Source organism: Acaryochloris sp. CCMEE 5410 (assembly GCF_000238775.2).
Classification (GTDB): domain Bacteria; phylum Cyanobacteriota; class Cyanobacteriia; order Thermosynechococcales; family Thermosynechococcaceae; genus Acaryochloris.
In genome coordinates this window covers 3,418,643-3,439,256 of the sequence record NZ_AFEJ02000001.1, presented here as the reverse complement: position 1 = coordinate 3,439,256, position 20,614 = coordinate 3,418,643, and the positions used below count along the sequence as shown (strand labels likewise).

At 49.1% G+C, this 20,614-nt stretch carries 12 protein-coding genes; 4 read left to right on the top strand and 8 right to left on the bottom strand.

The window, feature by feature from the left end:
* Nucleotides 1–20: 20 nt before the first annotated feature.
* The 6 genes from ON05_RS15705 to ON05_RS15680 all read right to left on the bottom strand — a co-directional run bounded on the left by ON05_RS15705 (nt 21) and on the right by ON05_RS15680 (nt 11,899).
* A complete protein-coding gene (locus tag ON05_RS15705) occupies nt 21–2,762 on the bottom strand; it encodes an AAA family ATPase (RefSeq protein WP_010475459.1) in 2,742 nt (913 codons plus the stop codon).
* A gap of 89 nt (nt 2,763–2,851) precedes the next feature.
* A complete protein-coding gene (locus tag ON05_RS15700; RefSeq protein ID WP_029315301.1) occupies nt 2,852–4,726 on the bottom strand; it encodes a bifunctional serine/threonine-protein kinase/formylglycine-generating enzyme family protein in 1,875 nt (624 codons plus the stop codon).
* 303 nt (nt 4,727–5,029) lie between these two features.
* Entirely contained in the window at nt 5,030–6,934 is a 1,905-nt protein-coding gene (locus ON05_RS15695; RefSeq protein WP_010475452.1) for a bifunctional serine/threonine-protein kinase/formylglycine-generating enzyme family protein, read from the bottom strand.
* 201 nt (nt 6,935–7,135) lie between these two features.
* Nucleotides 7,136–7,741 (bottom strand): hypothetical protein, encoded by a 606-nt coding sequence (locus ON05_RS15690; protein WP_010475451.1) that lies wholly within the window; start codon nt 7,739–7,741, stop codon nt 7,136–7,138.
* Between the two features lie 98 nt (nt 7,742–7,839).
* Nucleotides 7,840–9,579: a glycoside hydrolase family 9 protein gene (locus tag ON05_RS15685; RefSeq protein WP_010475450.1), complete on the bottom strand. Its 1,740-nt coding sequence runs from the start codon at nt 9,577–9,579 to the stop codon at nt 7,840–7,842.
* Nucleotides 9,563–11,899: a glycoside hydrolase family 2 protein gene (locus ON05_RS15680; protein WP_236619008.1), complete on the bottom strand. Its 2,337-nt coding sequence runs from the start codon at nt 11,897–11,899 to the stop codon at nt 9,563–9,565. The genes ON05_RS15685 and ON05_RS15680 overlap by 17 nt, the downstream gene beginning before the upstream one ends.
* Nucleotides 11,900–12,150: 251 nt before the next feature.
* Between ON05_RS15680 and ON05_RS15675 the strand changes: the two genes are divergently transcribed.
* Together ON05_RS15675 and ON05_RS15670 are read left to right on the top strand one after the other, a co-directional pair.
* A complete protein-coding gene (locus ON05_RS15675; protein WP_029315300.1) occupies nt 12,151–13,248 on the top strand; it encodes a TRAP transporter substrate-binding protein in 1,098 nt (365 codons plus the stop codon).
* A 262-nt stretch (nt 13,249–13,510) separates the two neighbouring features.
* Nucleotides 13,511–14,674, top strand: a complete 1,164-nt coding sequence (locus ON05_RS15670) for an NAD-dependent epimerase/dehydratase family protein (RefSeq protein WP_010475447.1) — start codon at nt 13,511–13,513, stop codon at nt 14,672–14,674.
* Between the two features lie 91 nt (nt 14,675–14,765).
* On the opposite strand, the gene ON05_RS15665 is transcribed toward ON05_RS15670, so the two are convergent.
* The gene (locus ON05_RS15665) at nt 14,766–15,509 is read right to left on the bottom strand and encodes a PEP-CTERM sorting domain-containing protein (protein WP_010475446.1); all 744 of its coding nucleotides are present in this window, start codon (nt 15,507–15,509) and stop codon (nt 14,766–14,768) included.
* Nucleotides 15,510–15,621: 112 nt separating this feature from the next.
* Nucleotides 15,622–16,209 (bottom strand): hypothetical protein, encoded by a 588-nt coding sequence (locus tag ON05_RS15660; protein ID WP_010475444.1) that lies wholly within the window; start codon nt 16,207–16,209, stop codon nt 15,622–15,624.
* 706 nt (nt 16,210–16,915) lie between these two features.
* On the opposite strand from ON05_RS15660, the gene ON05_RS15655 reads away from it, so the two are divergent.
* A complete protein-coding gene (locus ON05_RS15655; protein WP_010475442.1) occupies nt 16,916–19,243 on the top strand; it encodes a tyrosine-protein kinase domain-containing protein in 2,328 nt (775 codons plus the stop codon).
* Nucleotides 19,244–19,431: 188 nt separating this feature from the next.
* A complete protein-coding gene (locus ON05_RS15650; RefSeq protein WP_262561838.1) occupies nt 19,432–20,610 on the top strand; it encodes a glycosyltransferase family 2 protein in 1,179 nt (392 codons plus the stop codon).
* Nucleotides 20,611–20,614: the final 4 nt, after the last annotated feature.

The following is a 20,614-nucleotide window of genomic DNA, read 5'->3' as shown; positions in this document are numbered from 1 at the left end:
GTCCTCTGAGCCTGAACGCTTTAACTGGCTCGTTCGACCCGAATAATATTTTCTGTAACGCTCTCAAAGGTGTCATCATGGCTAATTACAAATAGCTGATGAAAGGATTTGAGATGCCCCAAGGCTTCGGCCAGCTGCCGACGACGCAGTTCATCCATGTTCGTGGTGGGCTCGTCAAAAAACGCAATATTGATATCCACTAAGACTTTCAGTAAGGCTAATCGCACTGCTAACGCTGCACACATTTGCTCACCGCCAGACAGACTCTTGAAGGTGCGCCAGTGGCCCTGTTCTTGAACCTGAATCTCATAATCTTCGGTCCACTGTAAGGCCACGTCTGGTCGATCCAGCAGTTCTCGATACAACCGATCGGCTTCCCAAGAAATTTCCGTGAGATAGAATTTGGTGATCCGGGGGCCGCTTTGTTTATAGATATTGCGAGCATCGGTGACAAACTGTGAGATTTGGCGCTTGTCATCGAGGGTGATTAGGACCTGATCACGCTCTTGGGCAAGGGCTTGCTTGGTTTGCAGTTGTTGGTCTAAATATTGGAGCTGTGCCTGTTGCGGTGCCAGCCCCCCCTGAAGCTGATCATGCTGGCGCTGCAGTTGCTCATAGGTTTGACTTAATTCTGCTAAACGCTCCGGGTTATGGGCTTGCAGTTGCTCCTGCCATTGGGCTTGAGCTTCTGTAAGCTGGGTTTGCAGCTGAGTTTGGGTTGCCATGGCCTCTCGGCGTTGCTGATCCAGCTCTTTAAACGTATTAGCCTGATTTCGATGGCGTAAATAGAGCTGATAGACCTCCTGATGCTTCTGCTGGATCTGCTGTTGGGCATCGACTTGGGCCTCCAGATCTCCCAAGGCTTGGATCTGAGTGTCAACGGTGGTGAGGGACTGTTCATGCCGTTGGCACGCCTGGTGGAGACGGGCAATTTCGGCTTCTAGTTGGGTAGCCTCTTGCAGCTGTTTTGTCAGGATGCTGACATGGCCCTGGGGGTTATTCAGCTCCGTGAGCTGGGTGTTGAGTTGTGCGAGCTGGCTTTGGAGTTGGGGTTCTTGGTTGAGGGAGACTTGGATGCGATCGCACTCCTGTTGCAGGGACGCCATCCCTTGATCCAGTTCCGTGAGCTGCTGCTGCTTGGCTTCTAACATCAGCCACTGGGTCTGGGCTTTTTGGGCGGCTTTGAGTTGGGTTTTAATCTGCTGGAGCTGGTGCTGGAGTTTGGTAACCGCCTGCGGATCAATAATGTCGGCAAACGCCGCTTGCAGCTGCTGAATAATCTGGTTAGTGAGGGCAGCTCCTTGATCTAAGAGGGTGGCGAGTTGGGTGGTTTGGGCTTTAGTCAGAGATAGGCTCTTGAGGAGAGCTTTGGCTTTGCCGACTTGTTGCTGATATTGCTGTTGTTGGGGTTCAGCTTCGGTCAGTAAAGTTTGTAATTCTGTGGCAAATTGCTGGGCGGCGGCAATCCGTCCCAGTCGTTCTTGAATCTTTTGCTGCTGGGTTTCAAAGTTCGGAATAGCTTGAACTTGGGGTTCTAGAGCGACCAGTTGACCAATGGTCTGGTTGAGGGTTTCTCGATTCTGCTGCTGTTTGTGGCGCTGTTCTTGCAGTCGTTGCAGCTGCTGTTGTTCCGAGACCAGGGTTTGTAGGGCTTGCTGGCAAGTGGTCTTTTCTTGTTCGAGCTGTTGTTGCTGGGGGACTTTGGTTTGCCAGTCTTGGAGTTCTGTTTCCATTTTGGCGAAGGTGGAAAGCTGGCCTTGGTTTTGGGAAAGCAGGACTTGCTGATCGCGCAGGGTATTTTGGATGCGATCGCGTTCTTGCAACAGTTGTTGTCGTTGTTTCTGTTGTTGAGCGAGGGCTTTGAGGGCTTCTTGGGCGCTTTGATAGGCTTGAAATTGGGGGCGATGCTGACGACAAATCTGGACAGCTTTGTCGGCCTGCTGCCAATTCTCTTCTAAGAGCTGGAGAATTTCCTGTTTACTGGTCCATTGGGTTTGGAGCTGCTGTACCTGTTTTTCTAAGGTTTGGATGGCCTGGTCTTTGGCCTTTAAATCCTGGAGTTCCGTCTGCATCTCGGCCAACTGCTGGGCCAGGGTTTGCATCTGGGCCTGCTGTTGAGTCAAGGTGTTGGCCAGCTCTAGCTTCTGTTGCTTAAGGGTTTCCCAGCCTTCGAGTTGCTGGTCGTAGCCCTGTAGTTTTTGCTCTAGCTGTTGGACTTGGGCCTGGGCATAGCTGGTTAATTTTTGGGCCTGATCGTAGGCCTGTTTATACTCTTCCACCTTGAGGATGGGGTCGAATACCTTTTTGCGATCGCCCGCCGATTTGAGAAAATCTACTGTAAAGGTGCCCTGGGGAATGCCAATAGTTTCCGCAAAGAGTTTGGCCAGTTCCGTATGGACCCCTACCCCCAAATGTTCACAGAGCCAGCAGCGAACATCATCCAGTTTTTTCAGCTCTAGCTTGCGGTTGAGCTGCGGGTCGTGAACCTCATAGCCGCGACTGGTACAGCGACGCACCTCATAGACCCGCCCATCCAAGTGGGAGATAAAGCTGACCATGGCCTGGGCACTTTTGGCCCCGACGCTAATCAGTTCGGCTCGTTTATATTCACTGTGATCGAATAGAACCCAGGCAATGGCTTCCAGGATGCTGGTCTTCCCTGACCCATTTTCACCACAAATGGCATTGGCCCCCGGTCGGAATTCATAGTAGCGATCGCGATGGGCCTTAAAGTTTTTCAGCGTAACGGAGAGAACTTCCATCCGGCAGGATGTTGCACCTCATGAAAATGAGCATTCCCATCATTATTGCGGTTTTTTTACGCTCTGACTTGAAGACGGGCTGGCAGGACTTATGGGCTAGCTGGTTTGGTTAAGGTGCAGGCCACCCGAAACCCAATGTGATTGCTTTGTTCAGAGGCCGCTTCCCAAATGCGGGAGGCAGAACGACAGCTGGCCGCTTGAGTGTTCCAGGCTCCTCCCCGGAGCACGCAGGCAAAAAAGTATTGATCTTGCCAAACGCTGCCGTCAACTGGAGCATTGCCATAGTTGCCATGCCAGTGGTCTGCACACCATTCCCAGACATTGCCATGCATATCCGATAACCCATACGGATTCGCCGGAAACTTGTCTACTTGGGTGGTTTGTTGGCGAAAACTCCCCGTTGATCCAGCCCCATAGGTTGCCGTGCCATCATAATTGGCCAGTTCTGTGTTCAGGGTTTCGCCAAAAGCAAACGGTGTGTTGCTGGCGGCGCGACAGGCATATTCCCAGGCAGATTCACTAGGGAGATGATAGTCCTTGCCAGTGAGCTGGGACAGTCGGTTACAGAATTCGACGACATCGAACCAAGAGACGCTTTCGACGGGGCGATTATCTCCCGTAAAGTGGGATGGAGAATCATCCAGTTCGCGCTTGACAGCGGGTAAGGCGGCGACTAACCGCCATTGCGCTTGAGTGATTGGATAGCGGCTTAAATAAAACTCCGGAATGGACACAATATGCTGGGGACTCTCGGTCTGTTGTCTATGCTGCTCGCTAGGGGGCGAGCCCATGGAAAAGCGGCCTGCCGGAATATGCACCATCTCCAGCTTGACATCCTTACCGATATCTTCAGTTATGTAGCCAATCGGACGAAATTGGCGACTCACCACTTGGCCATTGGCATCGACCTGGGCGACTTCCGCCTGGAAGGAAGGGGTAGAAGACTTAGGTTTAGACTGCAGTGTGGTTTGCTGGGCGGGGACCTTGGGCTGGGATCTGACCTGCGGGGCTGTCTGGCCAGCGGCCTGGGCGACTCGAACGGCTGGGGCTTGAGGGAGGGGGCGAGTGGTTCCTTTGGCTAAGCCCCGTACTTCTCTGAGCACTTCTAACGCGGATGTATATCGCTCCGCTAGGTCTGTCTTTAATAACTTCTCTAGCACTGGCTTTAATTCAGCACTTAACGGCTGGGGAAGATGCTGTTGCCAATGTTCGACCCATACGGCCCCGCCCTGAATCGGTAAAGCGTGGGGTGCAACGCCTGTGAGCAGATGGACGCAGGTTGCCCCGAGGCTATAGAGATCGCTGCCGGGACGGGCTTTGTCGACAGCAAAGACTTCAGGTGGTGCGTAGCTGGTATTCTCGCGAACGTTATCGGTTTGTTGTAACCGAGATAAATTGATTTGTTTGGAGACACAAAACCCCACCAAAATCAGCTTGTTGTCCGAATGCTGACGCATGATGTGAGCGGGTTTCAGATCCCGATGAATCACCCCTTGATCATGGATGGTCTGTAAGACGGGTAATAGCTCTAGCAACAAGGCCCGAACTTGATTTTCACTGAAGGGACCCTGATTTTCAATGACTTGTTGCAGGTCTTGGCCGTCGATAAATTCCTGGACCAAATAGGGAATATAATTTTCTTCGAAGTAAGCTAAAATGCTGGGGATATGCTGGTTTTTTTTCAGCCGTCTAAGTTGTTCTGCCTCTTGTAAAAATGGTTCAACAACCGTCTGGCTGGCATCCGTTCCCTGGGCTTGACAAATGAGCTGTTTGACAATGCAGGGCTCTTGCAAATTATCTCGATCTTCTGCAAGATACGTATTGCCAAACATACCTTTACCCAGCAGACGAACCATCTTGAATCGCCGTCTTAACAGCGTTAGTTTAGCACCACACTGTTGACAATATTTACTGGTGTCCGGGTTGAGGGGTTTCTCACACTTGGGATTGAGACAACAAACCATTGCTTAGATATTCATAGGAATCAATTGAAAAGAATCACTCAGCACACTGGAATAGCTTATTGTTCAAGTCTTACTTTGATAGTGTTATCCAATAATCACTTGAAATATTGAAGCTACCATGTTTTGAAACATTAGTCTGCTAGAGAAATTGAGGCACTCACAGAACTCAATTAAACCCCCTATTTCTGTTACTAATACCTTACTGTATCGATAGTGAGTATTGGCATAAACCCATTGAGCGAGGGTTGATAACTGTCGCTCTGGCGATTTTTTCCCAGCACAAACCCTCCGTAAATTTGGTGCTTAGGGGGACAGAACTGGACTGACGACACGAAAGCCTAAATTACTGCTCTTAAAGTCGGCATCTGCAAAGGTTCGATAGGCAGCACGACAGCTGGCGGGCGCATCATACCAGGATCCCCCTCGCCAGGGATGGGTGGTCTGGGCTGCTCTGTCATCGTCTTGGGCGAACCAGATGCTGCCATCTACAGGAGCGTCTTGATAGTTGGGATGCCAATGATCGGCACACCATTCCCAGACATTGCCGTGCATATCGTAGAGACCAAAGGCATTAGGGCGAAAACTTCCGACAGGAGTCGTCTGATTGCGATACTGCCCTTTGGGAGCCAACCGATAAGTTTTCATGCCATGAAAGTTAGCATGGTCAGCAGTGAGGGTTTCGCCCCAGTGAAATGGGGTTGTTGTATTAGCTCGGCAGGCGTACTCCCATTCTGCTTCGCTGGGAAGACGGTATAGTCGCTTGAATTTTTGAGTCAGTCGGCCACAAAACTCCACTGCATCCAGCCAAGAAATGTTTTCTACGGGGTGGTCTGGTCCTTTGAACTGAGACGGATCTAGCGAGAGAGCTTGGTTGATGGTCGGTAAGGCTGCGACGGTCTGCCACTGTGCTTGCGTGATGGGGAACTGTCCCATATAGAAGTTGGGAACAGAGACGTGGTGCTGCGGTCCTTCGGAATTCCGTCGGGCTGTTTCTGTTGAGGGTGACCCCATCAGTATGCTCCCTGCTGGAATCGCGATCATTGAGAGAGAAAGGTCATCCCCTAGCGCTTCGATAAAGTATTGTGCTGTTTGGGTTTGAACAGACTGAATTTGGCCCATAACATTGAGCGTTGCCACCTCAAACTGGGTCGCTTGTAAAGGAGGGTACTCCAGTTGAGATGCTGATACTGCTGGGATTGCGCTTCTTGGCTCACAAATGATTGCAGTACGGTCAGTTGCTTGAGCTAATTCAAGCTTGTAAGACTGACGATCAACAGTAGGTTGGCGATGGGATGCATTTTGTACTTCTGTTGACAGAGGTTGGGGATTTTTCAAGTCCTTGAGAACGTCTTCAACGGAGGCATAGCGATGTTCAAGATTAATTTGTAGCAGTTTATGGATGATATCGACTAATTGGGGACTCAGGGGCTGGCAGAGATGCTTTTGCCAGGTTTGGGTCCAAGAATAGCCAATTTGGAGCTGGAGTGAGCGTGGATCGTGGCCCGTCAAGAACTGAAAACACGTAACCCCCAAACTGTAGAGATCACTGGCGGGATAGGCTCGACCATCTCGTAATTGCTCGAAGGCTGCATAACCTTCGCTGCCTAAAACAGTGCCTACGGTTTCTTGACCATTAACTTGCTTGGTCACTCCAAAATCAATCAGGAAATAGCGATCATCGGCGGGGCGATGCATAATATTGTGCGGTTTTAGATCGCGATGAATAACGCCTTGGGAATGGATATAGCCTAAGACGGGCAGAATACTGGCAAGAAAGTGTCTTAACTTCGCTTCGTTAAATACCCCTTCACGTTTCAAAACTTGCGAGAGATTATGGCCCTCGATAAATTCTTGGACGAGATATTGACGGCCTTCTTCGTGGAAGTAGGCGAGCAGGTTGGGAATTTGCGGATGGGTGCCCAGTTGAAAGAGTTGTTGGGCTTCTTGGGTAAATAGAGCTTGGACTTTTTGCTGGGCTCCTGGGCTATCCGGGCTTTGATAGATTAATTGTTTGACGACACAAGTTTCATTAAAACGCTCAATATCTTCGGCGAGATAGGTAATGCCAAATCCACCTTGACCTATAGGTTTGATGATGTGATATCGATGGCGCAATATTCCGATCAGGGGTTGTCCACAATTCTGACAGGTTGCACGACCATCCAGATTTTGGGGATGGGTGCAAGTGGGGTTTGGGCAATGAAGCATGGAAGATGGGGATAGAGGCAGAAACTATGGGGTAGAACCTGAGCTAAATGGTCTTGCCTATCGAATAAAAAGCTCTAACTTTACATCGCTTTATATTTAGGATTCCCGAATTAAACACTCTATATGCCTATCTTCAACGGTAGGGTTCACCGCTACCTCCAAGAACATTTCGCCAACCTCTCCTTCGACGAAACCTAACCCTCAAGCATTCCGCGCTCGACAAAACAAATTAGGCAACTGTCGCCGCAAAAACGTATAGCCAAAGGTAAACCAGTAAAAAATATTGACCAACACCACCAACCCTTGGCCCCAAATATTACCCAAAATCGGAAACGTCAACACAGAAGTCCCCAACACCAGCAGCATCTCCACAAACGCCACTTGCCGACCATAATGTTTCGGGTCCCAATAAGACAGGGGACTAATCAGCCGATACTGACTGAGCGGTAGAAAGTGCTTGTGGGCATCGTCATTATGAACTGGCAAATCCCCCAAAGAATGCAAAATCATACTGATAAAAAACAAGGCCGCAGGCATCAACCCCAGTTGCCAGCAGCCCCAAGCCGCCAGCCCCGCCAATGGAATGGAATGGCATAGATCGATGCAGGTTTGCCAAAAGGGATGATAGTAAGCTTCCGTCCAGATTTGACCTTCCGGTAATTTCCGTACCCCTTTCACCCAGGCATAAAACACAAACATGGGCAGATCTGGAGCAATGGCTCCCGCCGTTACCGCCAACACCGCTGGCTGCTCCGTCACATTCATCAGGAGGGCAAGGTTGATAATCGCGTGGCTAGGCGTGTTCACGGGCTTTATTCAGGCAATTCAGTATGACTCAAGATAACACTCGGTGAGTTGACGCTTCACAGCCCCTGATGAAAAAGCGCGTGGGTGTAAGAGGTTCGTTAAGACGTTTCTAACAACATCCCCAAAAGAGTGATGAGGGGCGCGTTGTAGTCAATGGCATATTCATTGGTTGCATAGGACTTTTCGCTGTCGAGATAGCTGCGAATGCCTAACCCTTTGGGAGCAATATTATCCTGGGCTCCATCATTGGGACCCCCTACGACTAACCCCGGAATGTTGATTTGCTTCGCTCTGGCAAAGAGGTGGTTCACCTTGGCCACGGGATGGGTGCCCACACCCGTGACAAAGGTTTGGTCAAAGTGATTGCGACCCATCATGTAGTGGAGCTGATCGAGGGCGGCTTCTTTATATTTCTGCGCTTGGGTGAGGTGATAGGCATGAACTAAAGTAATGCCTTCTTCGACTGTCATTTTGTTGGAACCCCAAATAAAGCGATGGTTGGCCAACCGATAGCCACTCCCTTCGACCCGCTCCATAATTTGATCGGCACGGCCTAAGAGTTTTTGCTGAATTTGGGGTTTGAGCTGGTTGGAGTCTGCTTTGGCATAAAGTAAATAATCGACCATGCCTAGGGTGGAGGCATCCTTCCACTCGTAGAGGTTAAAGGGCATCTGATCGAAATGGTCCACCAGATATTGCTCAAACTTTGAGTCTCCAGTGGTTAGGAATAGCTCGGCGGCGGCCCAGTACCGATCGTCAATATCCGTTTTCAGGCTGTCCTCAACGTCAATTTCAGATAAGAGATACTTCCCGGAACCGCTGTCATCGCCATCAATCCAGCCTTCTTGTATTTGGTTCTGAGTCTGTAAGTAGTCCCAGGCTAGCTGAGCGGCATCTAGATAGGTTTTGGCCTGTTGGGGGTCTTTGTAGATCCGACCCGCCATAGCCATTACTGCGGCAAATTTCCCGGTTTCAGGGGTGGAAACGCCATACAGATAGCGAGTTTGCTTATCTTCATCGGGGGCTTTGCCAATTGGCCATTCTTTGCCGGAGAGCTTGCGATAAACTCCACCATCTTGGCGCTGAGTGGAGAGTAACCAGTCTAGACCGACTTTCATCTCATCTAGTAAATCGGGAGCCTGGTTGCCACTTTCGGGAATATTTAACTGGTCGTCAGTAAAGTTTTGGGGATATTGCTCGTACAGACTAAATAAGCTGCCGATGGTGACCGTTGTGGTTGCCACATATTTGCCGTAGTCCCCGGCATCGTGCCAACCCCCTTGGCTTTGCACCGTATCTCCCGCTTTGTGAAAGGCGTCATCATGGGCGATTACGGCATCTTTGAGATGACAGGGAGGGTGGTAAATCCCGGTGATTGGATCAAAGATGGCGACACCGCAGCGCTGTAAATAATAGGTGCGCAAGAGCTTGGTAAAGGTGTCCTGATAGATATCCTGGCCAATTTGGAAAGGGACTGATTTTAAGTCACCCGCTTGCAGGTAGTATTCACCGGATCTTTTGAAGTCGGAAAAGTCTAGGGTTTGGATGCGATCGCGACTCTGTTCATCCAATTCAGCAGGCCCAGGCTGGATCGTAGCTACTGTCTTCCCCGATTGCTGATCAACAACTTTGGTTTTAATAGGTGCATTGTCTTCTGCATTGAGTAAAAAGGCCACCTTGTCCCAGTTAGAGCGATACCCAACTTGGTTGAGCACAATTTTAGGTGCAAAGTCCTCGGCGAGCTGCTGGCTACAGACCCACGTAGCGACCCCAATCGTTAAAGCGACTGAGGCGATAAAACAGATTAAGAGCGCTCTTAACTTACGACGTCGACTCATTGGTTGGCTCCCCCCGATCCATCACATCAAATACAAACTGGTTTTCTCCTAAGACCGTCCCTAACCGATCCTTGAGGGTGGCGGTGACGGTGTAGCTACCCAAGTTCTGGGGCTGGAAAAAGATCTTATCTACGGGCTGACTACTATCGGCAGCCAAATTAATCCGACTTTGACCGGATTTGAGGCGTTGTTGATTCTGGTGCAAAGAATAGGTAAAGATGGCCTCTGGATAGTCTTTCCACAAATCGTTGATGGCCCAGAGTTCTAGCTCTACCGTTTCTCCCAAGGTCCAGGTGAGTTGCGGCCACGCAATACTGGGTAAGACGGGCTGATAGGCCCATTTCAGGGCTTCATGGCCGGGCTTAGGCTGTCGCCAGTAATCGACAATGCCCCAGTTGATGGACGGCCAATCCTCTACAAACATAAATTGAAAAATGGATGAAACGGGCTGATAGCGCTGGCGGCGATAGGCTTCGGCGGCAAACTGAATCAGTTGGGATTGGTACTGCTGGGTGTTATCAATAAACTCCTGGGTGGTATTGCCCATGGGCACCTTGGCAATATTGAAGGTTTCATGGCGCTGAAAGTTGTGGTAAAGCCACTTGTCCCATTCCGCTTCCGTATCCGGCCATAGCTCGTCCTCCGTAAAGATGCGCCGCAGGGACGCTAGGTGGGGTAAGGCTTGGGCGCCAAATTCGGAAATAATTGCTTCCGTGGTCGGTTCTGCATATTTATACATCGTGTGGGAATACCAGCCCCACCAGGGGTGCTCCCCCACGGTAGATACGGGATGGAGTAGACGGGTCGGGTCTTCTCCTTGGAGATTGGCAAATAGCTTGGCATCTAGCTCGCGATTTTGCTCTGGATCATAGGACTCGTACTTATACTTCATCCAGTCCGCATCCCAGGGCGGCTCATTATGCAGACTCCAGGCCAGAATCGAGGGATGGTTATAAAGGTAACCAATCATATCCTGGGCTTGGCGGGTGGCTTCCTTGAGAAATTGGGGCGTATCTTCATAGCCCCACTGCAAGGGGAAGTCTTGCCAGACAAATACGCCGTTGCGATCGCACAGTTCATAAAACTCCTTGCCGATCACATGGGCATGAACCCGCACCGTATTGATATTGGCCTCCTTCATCAGGTCAATATCCGCTTGGTACTTGTCCGGCGTCATTTCGCTTAGCCATTGGGTGGCAATGTAATTAGTGCCTCGTAAAAAGAGGCGGCGACCATTCAAACGCCAGATTTTTTCTATCGGGTCAAACTGAATGGTGCGAAAGCCAAACACATCAGAGGCCTTATCCAGTAGCCGTTTGCCATCGGCCAACTGTACCGTGAGGCGATATAGATTGGGATCTCCATGTTCCCAAGACCACCAGAGTTTGGGGTCGTCTACGGGAACCTCTAGCTTGAGGTGATTGGCTCCCTGGTGCAGGGTGCGCTGCACTTGAATGGGGCCAATGGGTACTCCCTCAAAGTTCTCGGGTACTAGCTGCACATGGGCATCTAGAGTGATTTTGCCCAGCCCTGGAGAGTTGACCATCAGATCCACCTTGGCCGTGGCCCGTTGATAGTCGTCATCGAACTTCGGGGTAATTTGAATCGTCTCAATGGCGATTTGATCAGAGACTTGCAAAAATACGGGTGCCCAAATACCTCCCGTATTTTTCTCCTGACCGCGATCGGTCCATGCGCCACCCGGACGGGTATCGTGGTGGCTAAAAATGCCTTTAATTAACCGTTTACGCAGGGACCAATCTTGCCCTTCAGGCTCTAGGGGACTGTTGACCCGCACCAATAATTCATTCTGCCCCGAAAACATCAGAGCCTTGGATACATCAAAGGAAAAAGGCTGAAAATAGCCCTCGTGAAACCCTAGATATTGTCCGTTTAGCCAAACATCGGCGGTGTAGTCCACCCCCGAAAAAACGAGGCGGGTGATCTTCCCCCGCCATTGGCTATTGGCGCGAAATTGATGGCGATACCAAACCACCCCCGATACATCTTGCCCTTGCAAATACCAGTTGGAAGGCACGGTAATCTCCTGCCATTGGCCCTGGGGGACCGGTGGAATATCCGGTCCGCTCGGCTGTAGCAAGAGCTTATCTGCTGGGGGCTGCGGATCAGCTTGAAACTCCCAGGTTCCCGCCAAGGAGGTTTGATTGACCGTCTGGGTAACCGTCGGAGTCCAGTAAGCCTGGGCATGGAATAAGTGAGGATTGGCGATCAGTCTAGGATGCGTGGCAGTTAAGCATCCTAGGAACATTCCAATCGCAAATAGAATTAAAAACGGTCGGTATCGTCGCCTTTTCGACATCTTGCTACTAGAGACAAGTTAATTTATGGCCCTAGCGTTCCCCTACTACTGCATGAAGCGACAGTCTTGATTTACTCCTCTGCCTAAAAAATCGGGGGAATTGGGCAGGAATGGCAACATTCTGTTGCGTTTTCCGGTAGGGGATTCATTTATCGGTAGGATTGGAGGCGGTTATCTCTCGGAAGATTTGCCGAAAGTCCTCTGATAGCAGGCTTAGCGAGATGGCCCCTGTAGGGTTGAGGAGCGAACAGTTGAAACGACGCAAGTTATTACGAAATTCGGCAGTGGGTGCGATCGCAACCACCACTCTTGCCGCCTGTCGGCGCTCCTCCACCAGCAGTTCTGGTGCCTTACCCAAGGTGCGCTGGCGCATGGCCACTAGTTGGCAAGAATCCTTAGATACCATCTATGGCGGTGCCAAAACCATTAGCGATCGCGTCAGTGCCATGACCGATGGTCGGTTTCAAATTCAGGTCTCACCGGGGGGCGAAATTGCCCCACCCTTAGAAGTCTTAGACACGGTTCGCTCCGGTAGTGTCCAATGTGGTCATACCGCTAGTTACTACTACATTGGTAAAAACCCCGCTCTGGGTTTTGCCACTGCCGTTCCCTTTGGCTTGACTGCCCAGCAGCAAAATGCCTGGCTCTATCATGGCGGTGGTCTGGAAGCCATGCAAAAAATTTATGCAGATTTTGGCGTCATTAACTTCCCGGCGGGTAACACGGGAGCGCAAATGGGCGGCTGGTTCAAACGCCAGATCAAAACGGCTAGCGATCTAAAAGGACTCAAAATGCGGATCCCTGGGTTAGGGGGTGAAGTGATGCGGCAGCTAGGAGTCAATGTGCAAGTCCTGCCCGGTGGCGATATTTTTCTGGCCTTAGAACGAAACACCATCGACGCCGCAGAATGGGTGGGACCCTATGATGACCAGAAACTCGGTTTACAAAAAGCCGCCAAATACTATTACTATCCCGGCTGGTGGGAACCCGGTCCGACCCTCGATGTCCTAGTCAATCGCCAAGCTTGGGATAAATTGCCCAAGGAATACCAAGAAATCTTCAAAACGGCGGCCTACGAAGCCAATATCAATATGTTGGCTGCCTATGATGCCTTAAACCGTGATGTTATCTCTCAGTTAGTGGCAGGGGGGACGCAACTCACTCGCTATAGCGACGATATCCTGCAAGCCGCCCAAAAAATCTCCTTTGAGATCTATGAGGAGAACGCGGCAAAAGAGGCTAGCTTTAAAGAGATCTATGAACCCTGGAAAGCCTTTCGCGAAAAGGTTTACAAATGGAATAAGGTCAACGAGCTAAGCTTTGCCAATTTCGTCATGTCTAAAGCCTAAAGTCCATGTGAGGTCTAGACGCTGAACCTTATCATTTTTAAGACTCACCGTATCCCAGCGGTTGACCAAAATACGATCTGAGCATTGTCACAACCCCAAATCGTGATGGTCCCCGATTTGAGATATTCTTAAAGACTATGAAGCTGTTATAAACGGGTAGCGTATCTAACGGTTGCTGAAAAGGGTGTGTCGTTGACTGACCAGCAATTCTGAAGATTCAAATTCTCGTCTGTAATTGAGACATTCGGTTTAGGGACAAAGCATGAACATTGTAATATTGGGCGGTGATGGGTTCTGCGGCTGGCCAACTGCGCTACATCTATCCAAACTTGGCCATGATGTTGTCATTGTAGATAATTTATCCAGGCGCAACATTGATAATGAGTTGGAGACCAACTCGTTAACCCCCATTAGTCCGATTTCGATTCGCCTGAAGACCTGGCAAGACATAACAGGCAAGCATATTCAGTTCTACAACTTCGATATCGCGGCGGAATATGATCGGCTCTTAAATCTGTTTTGCACCTATCGCCCTGATGTGGTTGTGCATTTCGCTGAGCAACGGGCTGCACCGTATTCCATGAAGTCATCCCGGCAAAAGCGCTATACGGTTAATAACAATCTCAATGCGACCAATAACGTTTTAGCTGCCATCGTTGAATCTGGCCTGGATATCCACGTGGTTCACCTGGGCACCATGGGCGTTTATGGCTATGGTACTGCTGGCATGAAGATTCCTGAAGGCTATCTCGATGTTCAGGTGGTGATTGATACCGGTGAGGTGGTTGAAAAGCAAATCCTCTATCCTGCGGATCCGGGCAGTGTTTATCACATGACTAAAACCCAGGATCAGCTCTTCTTCTATTACTACAACAAGAATGATAAGATTCGAGTCACCGACTTGCACCAAGGTGTGGTCTGGGGAACGAATACAGAAGATACAAAGCAGGATGAACGCCTGATTAATCGCTTTGATTATGATGGTGATTATGGGACTGTCCTGAACCGATTTCTGATGCAGGCCGCCATTGGCCACCCCTTAACAGTGCATGGCACGGGTGGTCAGACCCGAGCATTTATTCATATCCAAGACACCGTTAAATGTATTCAACTAGCCGTTGAGAATCCTCCTGAATCAGGGGAGCGCGTCAAAATCTTTAACCAAATGACTGAAACCCACCGGGTGAGGGATTTGGCTAAGATTATTGCAGATATTACTGGCGCTAAGATTGACTACTTAGAAAATCCCAGAACAGAGGCAGCAGAAAACGAATTATTTGTTGAGAATAAGTGCTTTATGGATTTAGGTCTGCAACCGACGAAGTTAGATGTTGGCCTGATGAAAGAAGTAACTGAAATTGCAGCGAAGTATAAAGATCGGTGCGATCACTCCAAAATCCTATGTACGTCTAAGTGGCGTAAATAGGCAGATTCACGACTACCTAGCTGAAATTGGAGCAAATAGCGACGGTCTTTTTAGGCCGTCGCTATTTGCTTAAGAAGTAAAGCTGGCGTCGCTAGTCTTTTGATTTCTTTCTCCGTTTGTAGATGCCGAAGATAGCACCGCCAATCAGCAGTCCAGCCATTGTAGATGGCTCAGGTACTTTTTCTGGAGGCTTGGTGGGAGGCGGTGTTGGAGTGGGTGTCGGCGTTGGAGTAGGTGTTGGTGTCGGGGTAGGCGTTGGAGTAGGAGTGGGTGTTGGTGTCGGTGTCGGAGTAGGTGTTGGTGTTGGGGTAGGCGTTGGAGTGGGTTCTGGATCTCCACCTGTTGCGATTAAAGGAACAGCTGCTGCTGGCGCTAAAGCGGCTAGTACAGGAAAAGGAAAGCCACCCGGCGCAGCTCCCCCGGTTGGAGGTACGCCACCCAGACCGCATAATGCAGCATCTTCAAAAGCAGAAGGGCCACCAATAGCTGTGTCTCCAACAACACAGCAATCATCTATGACCGATTGAGCGACTAAGGATGACTCGGATGTGAACAAACCAGCATCATTTGCCGTGGCACGATTATCAGCAATAAGAGTGGAGCCCAGTGTCAAGGTTTGGGATAGATTGGAGACCTCTGGATTAGACTGGGATGTCAAATTTGGATCAGACTCTTGGGCACAATTACTAATAGCGTTGGGGGTTGTTAGACTGCCCTCGGTTTCTGATTGATCAAAGTTGAGTTGCGCTGCGTGTAGGGGCAGTGTGTGGATAATACCCGCTAGGGTGATGGCGAGGCCAATCGTTTGAGATGGATGTTTATTAATGTTGTTCATTTGCGTTTACTCCCTATTTCCCCAGGATCAATCTGAAAAAGAGTTATAGCTGGATCAAGGGACGGACCTCGAAGGAGCCAGCTGTTGTTTGAGGTCTTGAGAAGGAGTGAGTCTACCATAAGGCTGGGATAGGTTGAGGAGGTTCAGCCGCGGGTTCCGGAGGTACGACCACGGGAGGCTGTTGTGTAAACTTAGAAATGCAGCATACTTTCGTGGCACTAATGCCTTCGTATTGAGTCACGCTTAAGCCTGTCCCAAGAGATAGCTTTAGCCGATTAATGGAATTGGCGGCAACGGTTGTTGTCAAAGATGAACCGTCCGGTGCAACAATCGTAATCTGATTGCCTTGAATGTTAGAAATTGTTCCTTCAAAAATGCGAGCAATTTGAGGGGGACGGAGTTCGGTGAGTGTGCCGTTGGCATCCGCATTAAAGGCTACAAAGTCTCCTGGGCCTAAAGCCATGGAAGCGGTTAAATCACTGGAAACCGAGTATGTCCGATAACCCCCACTTAAATGTCTAATTTCAAGAGTGTTGAGGCCTGCTGACCGAACGATACCGTAATTTTGAGGAGCTTGTCCTACTGCAGTAGTAGGTGAAATAGACTCTGCAGAAGCTGCTGGGGTGATAATAATTGTTGGGCAAAAGGAGACAACACCAACCAAAACCGATAATCTGGCCACTCTCATTAATTTATCCATGAGTGCTCTCGCTTTTGAAAATATAGGTTTTAGGATGCCCCTGCAAGTCCGTTTTGTGAAACAAGAAATGCTGTGATCTAAATTACACTCCATAAGGATAGCCAAAGAAAATAAAAGTGGCAACACAAGAGAAATTAAATGAAAAGATTCTTTTGAATAGGGCAATTTTAATATGAATCTTAGGGAAAAAGAAGTTAGATTCACTGAATAATTTATACCCTGCTGCCATACTCAATAAAATATCTTGTCACAAAACTACTCTCAGAGTGTGAGGGACTTATGAGGTATAGGGTGGGATAAATTATAGAAGTTTAAATAAAATATTTTCTGTGAGAATTAAAATTTTTCATGATGGGCTATTTGACTTAAGGTAAGGTGTAAAGTCTTGAGCCATAAGGCTTTTAGCAATTGTAGCTATTTTACGCTCTTGAAAATACCTCGTTATACTATTTATCAAGCAGCAAAGACAGTTCTGTCTCTCAAACGCAAGAGACCACGGGAGAGAACAGTACTTTCGAACTCATCAAAAAAATATTCTCTCCAGAAAGACTCTAATTGTTGATGTAATTTGGCGTGGAAACAGCAGATAAATCTTAAAATATGGTGTGCAAGAACCGACTCAGGCTCGTGAATTCATTCTCCTATCGATTTGCAAGTTAGTATTTTGATGTATGTAGGGTCCTGAGCCTTCTCCTTTGAGGTCACGATGAAATCTGAACTTGATGAACAATCCTTATCTTTGATGCAGGCTTATGAGCAGTCAGAGTATACGCCTTTAGGAAGTCCAGAGAATCATCAGTCTGCTGGTAAGCAAGGACTCAACGTTCGGCCTTTGTGGCGGTTGATTCGTCGCAATATATTGCTGATTGGTGGGATTAACATCTTAGTGGCTGGGTTGACGATTTATTTAGTTCTGAGTCGCCCCTTAACCTATGAAGGAGAGTTTCAGCTGTTAGTGGAGCCCGTGACAGAAACGGGTCGATTGACCGATCCGTCTGTTTTGTCTCGTGATGGCAATATTCCCAATCAAGAAGGGCTAGACTACTCAACGCTCATTCGAGTGCTCAGGAGTCCTAAAGTCTTGGCGGGGATTTTGAAGCAAATTGAATCGAAATATCCAGTCAGCTACAACGAATTGCTGAAAGATATGAAGGTTGAGCGCATCGGTCAGGACGAGTTTGAGAAAACCAAGCTGATTCGAGTTAGTTATGAATCAGCCGATCGCGTCAAAATTATCTATGTGCTGGAACAATTGGCCAACGGCTACCTCAAATACAGTCTTGAAGATCGTAAAAGCCGGATTGGAGGTGGGGTGGCTTTTATTGAGCAACAACTGCCAGAACTGAGGCAGCGGGTCAATAGTTTGGAAGGGCAGTTGCAAACCCTCCAACAGCAAGAGCGCATCAGCGATTTGGATAGTGAAGGGGTTGAATTAGCAAAGCAGGCGAGGGAACTCGAAACTCAGCGGTTAGAAACCCAACGGAATTTACGAGCCCAGCAAAAACTATATGCCAATTTGCAGAAACAGCTAGGGCTAGCACCCAATCAAGTGATTGCTGCATCGTCTCTTAGTGAAGATCCGCGTTATCAAGAGCTACTGAATCAGTTGAAGCAAATTGAGACTCAGTTGGCGCAAGAAAGAGCCCGTTTTACGGATGCCAACCCGGTGGTTCAAGAATTACGAGAACGCCAAAGAAATCTGCAGGCTTTATTGAACCAGGAGACGCGTAAGCTGGTTAGCCAAAGTCGCGCTGGCTCCTCTGGTGCGAACACTTTACCTCAGTTTCAAAATTCTATTCAACGCTCGTTAAGTCAGCAAATGATCGACACGTTGAATGAAATTCAAGTCTTAGAAATACGCAATCAGGCATCGGTTCAAGCGGCAGCTACGGTGGATGCTCAACTGCGCCGATTCCCTGCCGTAAAGCGAAAGTACGAGCAACTGAGTCGTCAGCTAGAAATTGATACCACTACCCTCAATCAGCTGTTATTAAAACGAGAAGCTTTAAAGGTTGAAGCGGCACAAAGAGAAATCCCTTGGCAAATTCCGACGGAACCACAGCTCAGAACCGACGATGAAGGTAACTTGGTTTTACCGGAGCAGAGCCGGACCAAAAAAATTGCCTTGGGTGTGATTGGTGGCTTTTTGCTAGGGTTAGGGGCTGCACTCTTGCGAGAGAAACACCGAGATGCCTTTTTTAGTATTGATGATTTAACGGATCAAACTCGGCTGCCCTTATTGGGGAGTCTACCGTTCAATCAAGCCATTGAAGCCATTGATAAGAACCCCAATGGTAGCGAGTTTGGGGAAGCCTCTGTGGCGAATCATCAAAACCAGGCCTTTTTGCAAGCAGCAGAGGCCCTGTATACCAAGATTCGGTTTTTGCCGATCGAACCCCCTGTAAGGTCCTTGGTGATCAGCTCTGTGGCGGCTCGGGATGGAAAAACCACCGTGGCTCTCTATCTGGCCCAGTCTGCTGCCCGCATGGGACAACGCGTATTGCTAGTAGATGCCAATATGGCGTTTCCACAACTCCATACCCGCTTAGGTGTGCCCAACGCAGAGGGATTGAGTGATGTGATAGACCGCAACCTGGATCCGAATGAGTTGATTCAACGGGTGCCCTATCAGAAGAATCTGTCGTTGCTGACTGCGGGACAAACGGGGTCAAAGGCTAATAAGTCTTCGGCCTCTAATCAAATGAAGTATTTAATGGAACAACTCCAGAGTACGTTTGATTTAGTCATTTATGACACGCCCTATCTTCAGGGGCATGCCGATGCTAATTTCTTGTCGATCAATGCGGATGGTTTGCTGATGGTGGTCGGGATTGGTAAAACGCAGCAATCGAGCCTGCTCAAAATGTTGAAAGATCTACAGGCTTCGCGATTGCCAATTCTGGGGTTGGTGTCTAATTTTTCTGGAGAAGATGCGAGTGGTGGCTCCCATGAAGAATATGTTGATGATGACTATTTTGATGCGGAAGAACTGGAAGATGAGTTTGATATTTTTCGAGTCAGTCCTCGGCAGTAAGGTAAACCGTTGTTTGGTGGGTGTTTAATGCCTCCTATCTGAACAAGAGATGGCTCAGTTGGGCAGGACGGGAACACTAAGGAGAAGTCTCGTCTCAGAGGCTGTTTGTTTCTCATTCGTAAGGCAAAATTACTGTGCTGTTGAGCAGGCTGGTCTCGCTTTTTAGTCATCTCCTGCTGTGGGGTAGTGTGGTACTCCTTGGCATTCCCAGTCTTGTGTTCTGTGTTGAATGTCTAGTTGGGGCTGCAGCGATTCAGCTTCGGGAGATGGATGAGGAGGAGGTTCCGTTACCCCTCAGTCTCAATATTCTTGTGCCAGCTCATAATGAGGCGGACAAGATTCGGTCAACTCTGGATGGATTGTTAGGGCAAGTTGCAGAGGCCTCTCAGATTATAGTTATTGCGGATAATTGTTCAGATCAGACAGCGACGATTGCACGCTCTTGTGGAGTGACCGTGTTGGAGCGGGAGGATGTACGCTATCGAGGCAAAGGGTATGCCTTGGATTTTGCGGTGAAGCATATGCAAGAGACTCCCCCAGAGGTGGTAGTTATTGTTGATGCGGATTGTCAGTTGAGGCCAGGAACGATTGCTCGATTAGCTCAGCAAGTTGTGGAGCAACAACGCCCAATTCAGGCCACCTATCTGATGGATGTGGGGGCAGAACGTGGTATCACAGATCGCATCTCTATCTTTGCGATTAAAGTACGGAATTGGGTGCGGTCAGTGGGGATTACTCAGCTGGGCTATCCCTGTGTTTTAGCAGGGTCGGGGATGGCTTTTCCCTGGACTATTTTGCAGCAGGCCCCGTTGGCGGGCAGTAAGTGTGTGGATGATATGCAGCTGACGATCGATCTTGCGATCGCAGGTCATACTCCCACCTACATCACTACTGGCAGAGTCATCGGACGGTTGATGCAAAATCAGGCGGCTCAAAGTCAGCGATCTCGCTGGGAACATGGCCATCTAGAAGTGATTCTGACCCAGGTCCCTCACCTGCTAAGGGAAGCATGGCAACAAAAACGCCTGGATCTTGTAATGTTGGCTTTGGACTTATCGGTCCCGCCGTTATCCCTGCTAGTGTTGTTGTGGTTGCTCGCGTTCAGTCTATCTGGCCTGTTTTGGGGCCTAGGCTTCGTCTCGTGGCTTCCTCTCATGGTGTTGATCTTGTTGGGTACTTGTCTCAGTCTTGCCTTGGGTTCAGCCTGGTTCAGTGTTGGGCGACAAGATTTACCCGTCTCGACTCTCTTTTCTATTCCGGTCTATCTCTTGTGGAAAGTGCCAATTTACTTCAAGTTTTTTGTCCAGCCGCAAACGCGATGGCTGAAAACGGAACGAGATATTGAACCAGAAGCATCGAAGCAATAGGCAT

What these genes read in the sequence shown, in the direction of transcription:
- ON05_RS15705 (WP_010475459.1), bottom strand. Translation starts at nt 2,762, where the DNA reads ATGGAAGTTCTCTCCGTTACGCTGAAAAACTTTAAGGCCCATCGCGAT.
- ON05_RS15700 (WP_029315301.1), bottom strand. Translation starts at nt 4,726, where the DNA reads ATGGTTTGTTGTCTCAATCCCAAGTGTGAGAAACCCCTCAACCCGGAC.
- ON05_RS15695 (WP_010475452.1), bottom strand. Translation starts at nt 6,934, where the DNA reads ATGCTTCATTGCCCAAACCCCACTTGCACCCATCCCCAAAATCTGGAT.
- ON05_RS15685 (WP_010475450.1), bottom strand. Translation starts at nt 9,579, where the DNA reads ATGAGTCGACGTCGTAAGTTAAGAGCGCTCTTAATCTGTTTTATCGCC.
- ON05_RS15680 (WP_236619008.1), bottom strand. Translation starts at nt 11,899, where the DNA reads ATGTCGAAAAGGCGACGATACCGACCGTTTTTAATTCTATTTGCGATT.
- ON05_RS15670 (WP_010475447.1), top strand. Translation starts at nt 13,511, where the DNA reads ATGAACATTGTAATATTGGGCGGTGATGGGTTCTGCGGCTGGCCAACT.
- ON05_RS15665 (WP_010475446.1), bottom strand. Translation starts at nt 15,509, where the DNA reads ATGAACAACATTAATAAACATCCATCTCAAACGATTGGCCTCGCCATC.
- ON05_RS15660 (WP_010475444.1), bottom strand. Translation starts at nt 16,209, where the DNA reads ATGGATAAATTAATGAGAGTGGCCAGATTATCGGTTTTGGTTGGTGTT.
- ON05_RS15655 (WP_010475442.1), top strand. Translation starts at nt 16,916, where the DNA reads ATGAAATCTGAACTTGATGAACAATCCTTATCTTTGATGCAGGCTTAT.